Source organism: Dialister pneumosintes, assembly GCF_001717505.1.
GTDB lineage: Bacteria > Bacillota > Negativicutes > Veillonellales > Dialisteraceae > Allisonella > Allisonella pneumosinta.
This window is the reverse complement of sequence record NZ_CP017037.1, coordinates 247,512-259,764: the sequence shown is the minus strand read 5'-3', so window position 1 is coordinate 259,764 and position 12,253 is coordinate 247,512. Positions and strand designations below refer to the sequence as shown.

Below are 12,253 nucleotides of genomic sequence, written 5' to 3'. Positions count from 1 at the left end.
AAGGCCTCCTTACTTGGTACCACCGGCAGATTGTGCAGTAATTGCTTGTTTAGCTTGTTGTTCTAATACCTCTTTTGTAATAACTTCTGTCTTAACTGCCTGTCCATTTACAATCTTATTTTGGCCTTCTACTACCACTTCATCACCTGTATTAATTCCGGAAGTAATAATAGAATAAATTCCATATTGCCCTGCAATAACAACCGGCTTTTGTACCACTTTGCCATCAACAATTACATCTACCATATTTTTATTCAACAAGGGAATAATTGCTTTCGCGGGAATAAGCATGCTATTAGCTGCTACCTGAGAGTCTGCTACAACCGTTGCATACATCCCCGGAAGGAGTAAATTATTAGTATTAGGAAACGATGCTTTAAATGAAATCTGTCCTCCATTTAGGCTAGGGCTAACTTGCACAATTTTACCGGTATCAGCATACATGCTTCCATCTGATAATTTAAGTTTCAATACATCTCCTAATGCACTGGTTCCACCTTTTTCCTTAATGAAGCCAAGATATTCTTCTTCCGACATATCAAATTGTACATACAAAGGATCTGCTGATGAAATAGTTACTAAAGGTGTATTCCCGGCAGCAACGTAAGTACCTATATTCACATCATCCATTGACAACGTACCCGTAAATGGTGCCGTAACAATCGTATCATTTAAATTGTCCTGTGCAATTTGTACTTGTGCTTGTGCCGCTTCCAATGCCGCTCTGTACTGTGAAGTTGCTGCTCGCTGTGTATCATATACTTGTTGCGAAATAGCTCCACTAGAAATCAATTGCTCATAACGTGCCAAATCAGTTTGTGCATTTTCATAAGTAGCGGCAGCTCTTGCAGCTTCTGCTTGTGCTGTAGCTAAAGCAGCTTGGTAAGTTCTTGCATCAATACGATATAAGGGCTGTCCTTCAACTACTCTTTCTCCTCCACTTATATATTTCTCAATAACTGTACCCGAAACCTTAGCTTTAACCGGGACTTCTTGTAAAGCTGAAATCGTCCCTGTGTATTCACGCTGAATCGGTGTATCAGAAGTAAATACTTTAAAAGTATTTACTTTGGTTTCTTGTTGTGTGTTCCCTGATTTAGAACCACAACCAGCTAGCAAACCAGCAGAAACAATCATTCCTACCATAGCTACCGCCAGCCTCTTTTTATAATTCATTATATACCCCCAAAACTTATAAATTTTACATAAAAATATATCATTATTAATGGTATCAAATGATATATTCAATTTCAATAGATAACTATTTAATTATTTTACAATAGATTCCAAAGGAATCTTTACTACCATCTTCCTTATTTGTGCAATTCCTTGCCCACTTTTACACAACGGTCTATGTAAATCTTCTGGAAAACAAACAATAAAAGAACCTTCTGTCAAATATAAACTGGATTCTTTTTCTTTTCCTTTATAAAAATATAAATCCCTATCCGGATATGCTTCTACTTCTTCCTGACGACAAGAATAAGGTTGTATTCCTATCCGCTCTTCCCCTTTAATTAAATATACTAAATCAATAAACTTCTTATGACCTTCTAATTTTCTATAAGAAGCTTCTTCGGTAAAAGGTGACTCAAGAGAGGCTCTATATCCCAAAATAGATAAATTACCATCCTTAATCCTTGAAAGATCAAGCATCATTACTTGTTTTAAACAATCATAAATAACTTTTGGTATTTGTTTTTTATATATTTCTATATATTGAGATTCCCCAGCAATCATAACGTATCCTTTCTATATAAATATCTAATTATCCTCATGATATCATAAATAAAATAAATATAAACTAAGTCAAAACAACCTTGTGTTCTAATAATATAAAATAAGAAAGAATAAAAATCTTTTCTGTAATTGAAAAAATCTTTTTATTCTTTCTATAAATTCTAATATTTTTCTTTATTTAAAATATCATCATTAAATCTATATCTCATTTCAAATTGAACAGGAGGATCCGCAATTTTTCCTATTTCTTTGAAATATTGAGTAGAAGCGGATTGAACATCTACTTTAAATTGTTTTGCAAGATTTGTTAAATGGTCTTTTCCTGTAGAACGTTTATAAGTATCTCCCCAAAGAGTAACCGTATCATTCTTTGAATCATAATTTATTTGTTCCCTATCTCCATCTAAATTGAATATAATTTGATTATTTACGAGTTTCCCCTTTCGATCAGAAATATTTGTAGTTAATTTTTCTAATTTCACATCTACATCCACATCTATTCGTTTTCCACTTGGAGTTGATTCCAATATGGTCATCATCGGTTGATGATTCGGAGTTGTAAATTGATAGTTATAAGCTACTACAGATATATTGACCATATCCCCGTCTTTGCTAATGGATAATTCTTTAATCGGTTCATCTTCATGATTTCGAACTGTATCTACGGTAAATCCATTATAGTTAAACCAAGTTCCCTCTACCCCCTTTGGAGTACTATTACCTAAAGTACCACAAGCAGTAATCATCACTGTATTAAAAAGTACTCCGACAGACAATACAATTTTATGGATAGTATTCATTTTAAATTTCCCTTCCACGCCTACTAAAATAAATTTCTATATTATTATGTTAATTGTATTATATAAAATTTATAACATTATTAACATATAACCATTCTCCATTTGATTAGTATATTTGCGTAGTATATTATATAAAATAAATAATTTTATTGTTAAAATCTTTTATTAAAAATCGAAAAAATGAAATCTCAAATCATGTTATTAAAATTAAAACTTATCCCGGTACTCCTTATAGGAATTATCATTGTCCAAATTACACCTCTAAGAAAAGCAATAAAAATGAATAAAGAGCAATTAGAAGAGTGGACAAAAGATATTCCTTCTATAAAATTACTCCCGATTGAAAAATGTATGCTGTTCATTAGCCGAATTCTAACAATATTTGTCGGCGGTATTATAAGTATTGAGTTATTGGGATTTGCTATACTAATATGGTATTGGGGTGATGTATGGATTAATGTTTTTACAAATCCTGACATTACAACTCAACAAATTTTGTTAGTAGTCCTACTCACCATGATACCTATGCTTATCATGTTTTGTTTCGGAATTATTATATATAAAATCTATAAACGAAAAGTTGTTATCCATTGGGTAAATTATTACATACAAAAATATCTGATTAACTAAAAAGGCTTTTCGATTTCTCGAGAAGCCTTTTTTATTTTTGGAGCGCCTAGAGGGATTCGAACCCTCGCACCCGGTTCCGGAGACCAGTGCTCTATCCTCTGAGCTATAGGCGCCTAATGAAAAAATTATATCATATACTTACTTAATGCTCAAATCATATAAATATGCTAAAATAGCGTTAATAAGGAGGTTTTACTATGTCTATTGATGATGAAAAACTGGCAGAAGAAACACTACAACAAATGAGAGTTTCTTATAAAAAAGAACTCTCTCAAATATATAAAATGTCAACTATGCAAAGAAAGATAGCCCCCTCCGCTTCCACATCAAAGCAATATGAAAAAATGAGGCAAGATATTGAAGCTTTAAAAAAGAAATATAGCATTAATTATTAATCTTTCTTATTAAATTTGACACTGTTATATAGATATGATAAACTCTCTTTATCAGCTTATGGATCATTAGCTCAGCTGGTTAGAGCACCTGACTCTTAATCAGGGTGTCTGAGGTTCGAATCCTTGATGATCCACCATAAAAACACAGATTATAAGTCTGTGTTTTTTTATTTTCTCATAATATCCCCTATTAGTATTACCATATTTTCTTGACACTTTCTTTATCTATATGATAAACTTCTTTTGTCAGCTTATGGATCATTAGCTCAGCTGGTTAGAGCACCTGACTCTTAATCAGGGTGTCTGAGGTTCGAATCCTTGATGATCCACCATAAAAACACAGATTATAGGTCTGTGTTTTTTTATTTTCTTATAAATAAAAGGAACTCGCTTATAACGAGTTCTTTTTATTTAAGACCGTAAAAATTTCTCAAAAACGAAATTACCAAGAGCAGCTCCTTTAGCTGTCATTTGGATATGTCCATCTTTTTCTATCAATAAATTTTTGTCTTTCAGTATTACTATTTCTTTTTTATACCATGTTTCCGGATAAGAACCATAACGACTATAAAAATCTTCTCTATCAAACCCTTCTTTCATTCGTAAGTGTAGAAAACAATATTCTTCCATATCTTCTGATTCTGATAGATTTATGATTTCCATTGGAGGCTGTCTATCTTTTAATAATTCTGTTATATATTGACGAATTCCCGGAACAACTTCTATTCTTTGTGTTCCTAAGCGAGAACATGCAGATGGTCCGAATCCAATATAATCATCCATATACCAATATTTTAAATTATGTTTAGATTCATAATTTTTCCGTGCAAAACTCGAAATTTCATATCTATGAAAACCATAATGAGGAAGAATCCTACACATAGCTTGATACATATTCCAACTTTCAGATTCTGTTGGACGCTGTAGTAATCCCCGTTCCATTAATTGCCAAAAGCGAGTTCCCTTTTCAATAATAAGACTATAAACAGACAAATGTGTAATAGGTAAATGAACTGCCCAGAGTAATGAGTTTTTAAAATCAATGCAGGTTTGACCGGGAAGTTCATACATTAAATCAATACTGATATTATGAAACCCTATTTGATAAGCTCTTTTTATAGATTGTGCCGCAGAAGCTGACGAATGATTTCTCCCTAAAAAAGACAACATATGATTATCTCTTGTTTGTACACCTACAGAAATCCGATTAATGCCTAATTGATAAATAGATAAAAGATATTCTTCCGTCATATCTATCGGATTCATTTCCATCGTAATTTCTGCATATTTCTCAATACAAAAATGTTTTTTTAAACAAGAAAGTATTTTACCAATTGATTTCGGTGACAATAGAGAAGGAGTTCCTCCACCAAAATATATGGTGTCACAATTTACATAACGAACCTCTTTACTGCGGAGTTCAATTTCCTTACATAGCGCCTCAATATATAAATCATCTTCACGTCTTGTTAATGAATAAAAATCACAATATCCACAACGAGATTGACAGAAAGGAATGTGAATATAAACCCCTGTTTTATTATTCTTCATTTTTTAATACTGCCATGAACGCCTCTTGAGGAATTTCAATACTGCCAACTTGCTTCATACGCTTTTTCCCTTCTTTCTGCTTTTCAAGAAGTTTTTTCTTTCGGCTGATATCCCCGCCATAACATTTAGCAAGCACATCCTTACGATAAGCTCGTACTGTTTCTCTAGCAATAATTTTACTTCCAATGGCTGCTTGAATAGGCACCTCAAATTGTTGTCTTGGAATAATGTCTTTAAGTTTCTGTGCCAAAACACGTCCACGTGATACGGAGTTACTACGATGAACAATTACAGATAATGCATCTACCAAATCTCCATTCAAAAGAATGTCTAACTTTACAGCATCCGTATCTTGATATCCATCGAGCTGATAATCTAAAGAAGCATATCCCCTAGTAGAAGATTTTAGTTTGTCAAAAAAATCAAAAATAATTTCAGAAAGAGGAATATGATACGATAAAGTTACTCGTGTTGTATCCAAATAATCCATAGTTTCATAGATGCCACGACGGCTTTGTGCCAAATCCATAACAGCACCTACCATATCGGAAGGCACTAGTATTTCAACTTTAGCAACAGGTTCTTCAATATGTTCAATCTCAGTCATAGGTGGCAATGCTGCCGGATTATCAATATTAAGAATTTCTCCATCTGTCTTATATACTTTATAAATAACAGAAGGTGCTGTAGTAATAAGCTGCAATCGATATTCTCGTTCTAATCGCTCCTGAATAACATCCATATGCAATAAACCGAGAAATCCACAACGGAACCCAAAACCAAGTGCAGTAGAAGTTTCCGGTTCGTATTCCAATGCGGCATCATTAAGACTTAATTTTTCTAATGCATCCTTTAAAGTATCATAATCTTTACTATCAATTGGGTATAGACCACAGAATACCATAGGAAGAGCTTTACGATATCCAGGTAGAGCTTCTGTTGCACCATTCTCTGCAGTTGTAATAGTATCTCCCACTTCACAATCATGAACATTTTTAATGCTGGCAGCAATATACCCTACTGCACCACACTCCAATTCTTTATCAGCTCTTGGATAAGGTGCAAAATATCCTACTTCCGTAACTTTATGCACCTTGCCATTAGCCATCATACGAATATCCATTCCCGGTTTTATAGAACCACTTACTACACGCACATAAGCAATAGCCCCTTTATAGGAGTCAAAAATGGAATCAAAAATTAAACATTGTAAGGGTTCTTCGCTACGTTCTTCAGGTGCAGGAACACATTCAACAATACGTTCTAAAACTTTTTCAACACCCAATCCTGTTTTAGCACTAATTTCTATAGCATCTGACATATCTAATCCGATAATATCTTCTACTTCCTTTTTTACTCGTTCCGGATCTGCACTTGGTAAATCAATTTTATTAATAACAGGAATAATTTCAAGATTATTATCTAATGCCAGATACACATTAGCTAAAGTTTGTGCTTGTACACCTTGTGTTGCATCAACTACTAAAATAGCGCCTTCACAAGCAGATAAACTACGAGATACTTCATAGTTGAAATCAACATGTCCCGGTGTATCAATCAAATTCAACTGATAAGTTTGTCCATCTTTATACTTATACATCAAACGAGCAGATTGCTCTTTGATGGTAATCCCTCTTTCGCGCTCTAAATCCATGGTATCTAAAAGCTGTGCTTCCATATCTCTTTTTTGAACAGTGCCTGTTATTTCTATCAGGCGATCTGCCAAGGTCGATTTCCCATGATCAATATGTGCAATAATTGAAAAATTTCGAATATGTTTTGTACTCATAAAATATTCTCCCAATGGAAATCGGCTAAAAAGGGCTTTTCTAGCCGCACCTATAATTTCATCATTATGATTGTAATGCATTTATTACTAAGTGACTAGTATCTCTATCTATTTTTATAACTTTGCTTTTCTTTTTCTGATTTTATATAAAGTAAGACTCCCAATGTTGTCCAACCGCTTAAAATCCCCCACTCTAAAGAATCTAAGGATACCGGGCTGAATGGAATAAGCAAAAGCCCTGTCAAAAAAGATCCTGCCAATATACCAAGCCATATACCAAACTTCCCTCCAGGAACTTGATAAGGTCGTTTCAACTCGGGATATTGCCTGCGAAATTTAAGACAAGCCCCTGCTACCATTGTACAAGGAAGGATAAATGCTAATCCTGCAATCTCAGTAAGAGGTAGCAACATATGATATCCCAAAAAAGGACCTATCAGAGTTAATATAGATAAAAGAATACAAGCTGCTTTGGGTGTACCTTTTCTATCTACTTTTGCAAACACCTGTGGCAGTTGTCCTTTACGTCCCATCGCAAGAAGTATTCTAGATGTTGCAGAAAACAAAGAATTCATCGGACCAAGAGGACTTAAGGTTGCAATAGCAAGCATAAATATAGCCAAGTAAGGATTAATATCTCTGAGTACGGCTAATGCAGGAATCGGTCTTTCAATAAAAGAAGTCCATGGAATAATTGTACTAAATGAATAAATACAAATTCCATAAAACACAGCGGAAGCTATGACTGTTAATCCTATAACCCGTCCATAATTTTTCCAATTAATACCCGATTTAGCTTCCTCGGCCTGATCCGGTATAGTATCTAGCCCAGTATAAAAATAAGGTGTTAATACAAGTACAGAAATGAGTGCTTCCACAAAATGTTCCCCACCGGTTATTGCGACAGGTCCCTGTACATATTCAAAGAATGGCATAAAATTATGCACTCCACCACGCCAAAAACTAATAACCATAGCAATAGTCATTCCTAAAAACAGCATTCTTGTCAAATTTTTTTGTAAACTTGCCATAGAGGCCGCTCCCCTAAAATTTTGTAAAATAACACAACATGCAGCAGCTATTCCAAAGAGTAACGGCCATAAATAAACAGTAGAGCCAAATATTTCATATAGTTTAATGTCTAGTAACCACGGCCAATAGGCAGATACTAATTCTGTCATAATAGTAGTAACAGCGAGTGCTTCCCACGGGCATACAATTCCGTCACCAAAAGCCAACAACCACCCTGCTAAAAAAGAAGCTTTTTTACCAAATGCCCGATCAATATATTCTACAATCCCCCCTGAAATAGGCATAGCAGTTGCCAGTTCTCCAAAACAAGCTGCTATAGGAAGTAAAATAATTCCTCCAATAAAAAAAGCAATAATAGCAGCTAAAGGTCCCCCACCTAATATGACCCAATCGCCTACCATTAAAATCCATCCAATGCCCACAATAGCACCAAATCCTATGTTAAAATAGTCAAAATTTGAAAGCGTTTTGTGCACTTGTCCTTTATCTTTATTCGCATCATAATTTTCCATATAAACTGCCTCTATACTTCTTACCATTAAATAAATATACTATTTTATTCTATCATAATTTAATGAGTTTCGACTTCTTTGACAAACCAAAAAAGTTTCATGTAGAAAAAACTACATGAAACTTTTTTGGTTTTAACTATTCAAGAAATCTTTAATTGTTTGCAAAGCTCTTTCTGCCAATTTTTCATTCTTATTCTTCTTTGGAATCTTATATGTTAGTGAAGGAATAAGTCCAAAATTAACATTCATTGGTTGAAAATTTTTCCCATCAAAATGACTAATATACCACATCAAAGCTCCTGTTGCTGTCTCTTTAGGGAATGCCCTCGGTTCTATACCACGCCATCTGGCAATTGCACTTTTAGCTGCAACAATACCGGATACCGCCGATTCAACATAACCTTCTACTCCGGTCATTTGTCCTGCAAAGAAGAGTCCTTGACGAGCTTTTGTCTCTAAAGTAGCTTCTAGTAATCGAGGAGAGTCTATATATGTATTCCTATGCATCACTCCATATCGAACAAATTCTGCCTCTTTTAATCCGGGAATCATTCGAAATACCTGTCGCTGTGCACCCCATTTTAAATGAGTTTGAAAACCCACCATATTATATTGTGTAGCTTCTTCATTATCTTGACGTAATTGTACAACTGCATAAGGTTCTCTTCCCATACGAGGATCCGGTAACCCCACTGGTTTCAGAGGACCAAAACGCATAGTATCTTTACCTCTGGCAGCCATAACTTCAATAGGCATACAACCTTCAAATACTTTTTTATTTTCAAATCCATGTATTTCTGCTACTTCAGCCTGGATTAATGCTTCACAAAAATCTTTATACTCTTGTTCATTCATTGGACAATTTAAATAAGCAGCTTCCCCTTTTCCATAACGAGATGCTTTATATACTACAGAAAAATCCATCGATTCCTTTGTAATAATGGGTGCTGCTGCATCATAAAAATGTAATCCTTCTCCACCACAAAATTTCTGTATATCTTCTGCCAATGCACCTTCTGTTAAAGGGCCTGTTGCAATAATTACAATCCCCTCTTGAGGAATCTGTGTAATTTCTTCTTCAATAAACTCAACATAAGGGTGATTTTTTAGCTGTGAAGTAACTTCTTCTCCATACCCATGTCTATCCACGGCAAGAGCCCCTCCGGCAGGTACTTGATGTAAATCCGCAGCTTTCATAATCACAGAATTCATACATCTCATTTCTTCTTTAAGTAATCCTACTGCATTAGTAACTGCGGATGCACGAAAAGAATTACTACATACAAGCTCTGCAAAATAACCAGTATGATGAGCAGGTGAAGATTTCTTAGGTCTCATTTCAATAAGGCGTACAGGTATCTTTTGCTCTGCTAACTGCCAAGCAGCCTCGCTTCCGGCTAAACCTGCTCCTATTACTGTTATTTTTTCAGTCATAGTTTATAGATCCACCCTTTCTTTTTTACTTTGCTACTGTTTTTCTTGTTTTTTGTGGATATGTTTCACATTCTTGGTTAGAGCAAAAAATCTTTTCTGTTCCATTTTTATAGACACGTTTTACTTTAATATGTCCACACACTTCACAAAAATCATTTACCGGCTCATTCCACAATACCATATTGCAGGAAGGATATTGATTACAACCATAAAAATAGCGTCCTTTTTTCGATTTACGTTTTACAATATGACCGTTCTTACATTTAGGACAAGTAATACCGGTATCTATAACAATAGATTTAGATGCCCCACATGAAGGACACGACAAATATCTACCATAAGGCCCCATCTTATAATTCATCAAATGTTGACACTTTTCACAAACGACTTCTGAAGGTTCTTCTTTTACTTCCTTATTATAAGGTTTGATATTTTTACAATCAGGAAAGTTAGGACAAGCTAGATATTTACCATATCGCCCTAACTTAATAATCATATTTGCTCCACATTTCTCGCAAACAACATCTGAAATCTCTTGATTGTTTTTCTTCTCCTCTGCAGAATTCGCATCGGCTTTACTCAATTCTTTACTAAAAATAGTATAAAAATCAGAAAGAACTTTTTCATAAGTTGCATGTCCATCTGCTACTTGATCCAGCCATTTTTCCATATCAGCCGTAAAACTTATATCTACTACTCGACCAAAATATTTCTTCAATAGATTCGTAACAATAAATCCTAATTCTGTAGGAATAAACTGTTTTCCATCTTTATCTACATATTTTTTCTTTTGGATTACTTCTAAAATAGGTGCATAAGTAGATGGTCTTCCAATCCCTTTTTCTTCCAACATCTTAATCAAACTCGCTTCTGTAAATCTTGGTGGCGGACTAGTAAAGTGTTGTTCCCCTTCACTGGAAACAGCCGATACTTTTTGTCCTTCTACAATAAGCGGTAATCTCTTTTCTATTTCATTCTCTTTAGATTTCTTTTTAACAGTATCTTTCATCAAAATAGTAAATCCGTCAAAAAGGACAATCATCCCACTTGCTCGCAATATTGATTCTTCACAAGAAAGTAAAGCGGTAGTATTTTGTTGAATCTGGGTCGACATTTGACTTGCAATAAATCGATTCCAAATTAATGTATACAATTTTAATTGGTCTCTTGTTAAGTCCCCGACAAGAGTTTCCGGAGAAAATGCAAGAGAAGTCGGTCGAATAGCTTCATGCGCATCTTGTGCGTCTTTAGTCTTTGAATAAACATAGGGTGTTTTAGGCACATATTCATCACCATATACACTACTAATATAGGGGCGCACTTGATTAATCATTTCTGTTGAAATACGAGTAGAGTCTGTACGCATATACGTAATGAGCCCTACATGACCATGCCCGGCAATTTCTACTCCCTCATAAAGCATTTGTGCCAACATCATCGTTTTTTTAGAACTAAATCCTAAACGATTTACTGCATCTTGCTGCATGGTCGAAGTAGTGTAAGGAGCTTTAGGTTTTCTTTGCTGTTTTCTCTTAGTTACAGAAGTAATAACTGCCCCTTTTCCTGTAATCTTATTCAATGCATTATCCGTTGTTTCTTTATTTGGAAACTTAGCCTGCTTTCCATTATCATCCAATAATTGAGCAGTAAAGCATTCTCCTTTATCTGTTTTATAAACAGCATTAACGTGCCAATATTCTTCTGTAATAAAAGATTTAATTTCTTCTTCACGTTCGCAAATAATTCTTACTGCTACGGATTGAACACGTCCTGCAGATAAGCCTCTATATACTTGCTTCCAAAGCCACGGTGATAATTTATATCCTACAATACGATCCAATACACGACGTGCTTGTTGAGCATTAACACGATTCATATCTACGGATACCGGATTTTTAATTGCTTCTTTTATAGCAGGTGGTGTAATTTCATGAAATGCTACACGAACATTTTTGTCAGGGTCCACATCCAAAATAGTGGATAAATGCCATGAGATAGCCTCCCCTTCACGATCAGGGTCTGTCGCAAGAAGAATGTCTGCACTCTTATTTGCTTCAATTTGAAGATTCTTAATAACATCGGCTCTATCTGTTGAGTTTACATATTCAGGCTTAAATCCATTTTCCAAGTCAATTCCCAACGTTTTCTTTGGCAAATCTCTTAAATGCCCCATAGAAGCCATTACTTTGTATTTAGTTCCTAAAATTTTTTCAATAGTTTTTGCCTTAGCAGGAGATTCTACAATAACTAAATGTTTTCCCTTAGGATTTGATTTCCTTTTAAATATAGGAGTTTCTACATTTTTAGTACGTTTTTTTCTTGTTTTTGTACCAATGGTAATAGTCCTTTTTATTGACAAAGCCAATTCCC

General features: G+C 34.6%; 10 protein-coding genes and 3 tRNA genes. 4 read left to right on the top strand and 9 right to left on the bottom strand.

All coding sequences use genetic code 11. From position 1 onward, the window contains the following. Positions 1-9: 9 nt before the first annotated feature. The 3 genes from BCB69_RS01340 to BCB69_RS01330 all read right to left on the bottom strand — a co-directional run bounded on the left by BCB69_RS01340 (position 10) and on the right by BCB69_RS01330 (position 2,540). A complete protein-coding gene (locus BCB69_RS01340; RefSeq protein ID WP_022513278.1) occupies positions 10-1,176 on the bottom strand; it encodes an efflux RND transporter periplasmic adaptor subunit in 1,167 nt (388 codons plus the stop codon). A gap of 93 nt (positions 1,177-1,269) precedes the next feature. After that, positions 1,270-1,740 (bottom strand): NanQ anomerase/TabA/YiaL family protein, encoded by a 471-nt coding sequence (locus tag BCB69_RS01335; protein WP_069176778.1) that lies wholly within the window; start codon positions 1,738-1,740, stop codon positions 1,270-1,272. A gap of 161 nt (positions 1,741-1,901) precedes the next feature. Next, positions 1,902-2,540: a hypothetical protein gene (locus BCB69_RS01330; RefSeq protein WP_022513280.1), complete on the bottom strand. Its 639-nt coding sequence runs from the start codon at positions 2,538-2,540 to the stop codon at positions 1,902-1,904. A 180-nt stretch (positions 2,541-2,720) separates the two neighbouring features. Between BCB69_RS01330 and BCB69_RS01325 the strand changes: the two genes are divergently transcribed. Next, positions 2,721-3,170: a hypothetical protein gene (locus BCB69_RS01325; RefSeq protein WP_159049960.1), complete on the top strand. Its 450-nt coding sequence runs from the start codon at positions 2,721-2,723 to the stop codon at positions 3,168-3,170. A 38-nt stretch (positions 3,171-3,208) separates the two neighbouring features. On the opposite strand, the gene BCB69_RS01320 is transcribed toward BCB69_RS01325, so the two are convergent. Next, positions 3,209-3,283: transfer RNA gene (locus tag BCB69_RS01320), tRNA-Arg, on the bottom strand. Between the two features lie 84 nt (positions 3,284-3,367). Between BCB69_RS01320 and BCB69_RS01315 the strand changes: the two genes are divergently transcribed. From BCB69_RS01315 to BCB69_RS01305, 3 genes are all read left to right on the top strand, one after another. Continuing rightward, entirely contained in the window at positions 3,368-3,565 is a 198-nt protein-coding gene (locus BCB69_RS01315) for a hypothetical protein (RefSeq protein ID WP_069176776.1), read from the top strand. 60 nt (positions 3,566-3,625) lie between these two features. Then, positions 3,626-3,702, top strand: a tRNA-Lys gene (locus BCB69_RS01310). Between the two features lie 118 nt (positions 3,703-3,820). Continuing rightward, a tRNA-Lys gene (locus tag BCB69_RS01305) sits at positions 3,821-3,897 on the top strand. A 79-nt stretch (positions 3,898-3,976) separates the two neighbouring features. Here BCB69_RS01305 and hemW read toward each other — a convergent pair. From hemW to topA, 5 genes are all read right to left on the bottom strand, one after another. Further along, positions 3,977-5,116 carry a radical SAM family heme chaperone HemW gene (gene hemW / locus BCB69_RS01300; protein WP_022513705.1) on the bottom strand — a complete coding sequence of 380 codons (1,140 nt, stop codon included), beginning with the start codon at positions 5,114-5,116 and terminating at the stop codon, positions 3,977-3,979. Continuing rightward, positions 5,106-6,905: a translation elongation factor 4 gene (gene lepA, locus BCB69_RS01295; RefSeq protein ID WP_069176775.1), complete on the bottom strand. Its 1,800-nt coding sequence runs from the start codon at positions 6,903-6,905 to the stop codon at positions 5,106-5,108. The genes hemW and lepA overlap by 11 nt, the downstream gene beginning before the upstream one ends. 104 nt (positions 6,906-7,009) lie before the next feature. Beyond that, on the bottom strand, positions 7,010-8,449 hold the full coding sequence (locus tag BCB69_RS01290; RefSeq protein ID WP_069176774.1) for an APC family permease: 1,440 nt from the start codon (positions 8,447-8,449) through the stop codon (positions 7,010-7,012). A 132-nt stretch (positions 8,450-8,581) separates the two neighbouring features. Further along, positions 8,582-9,883 (bottom strand): methylenetetrahydrofolate--tRNA-(uracil(54)-C(5))-methyltransferase (FADH(2)-oxidizing) TrmFO, encoded by a 1,302-nt coding sequence (trmFO, locus tag BCB69_RS01285; RefSeq protein ID WP_022513708.1) that lies wholly within the window; start codon positions 9,881-9,883, stop codon positions 8,582-8,584. 25 nt (positions 9,884-9,908) lie between these two features. Then, positions 9,909-12,242, bottom strand: coding sequence for a type I DNA topoisomerase (gene topA / locus BCB69_RS01280; RefSeq protein WP_069176773.1), 2,334 nt, complete (start codon positions 12,240-12,242; stop codon positions 9,909-9,911). Between the last annotated feature and the right edge of the window lie 11 nt (positions 12,243-12,253).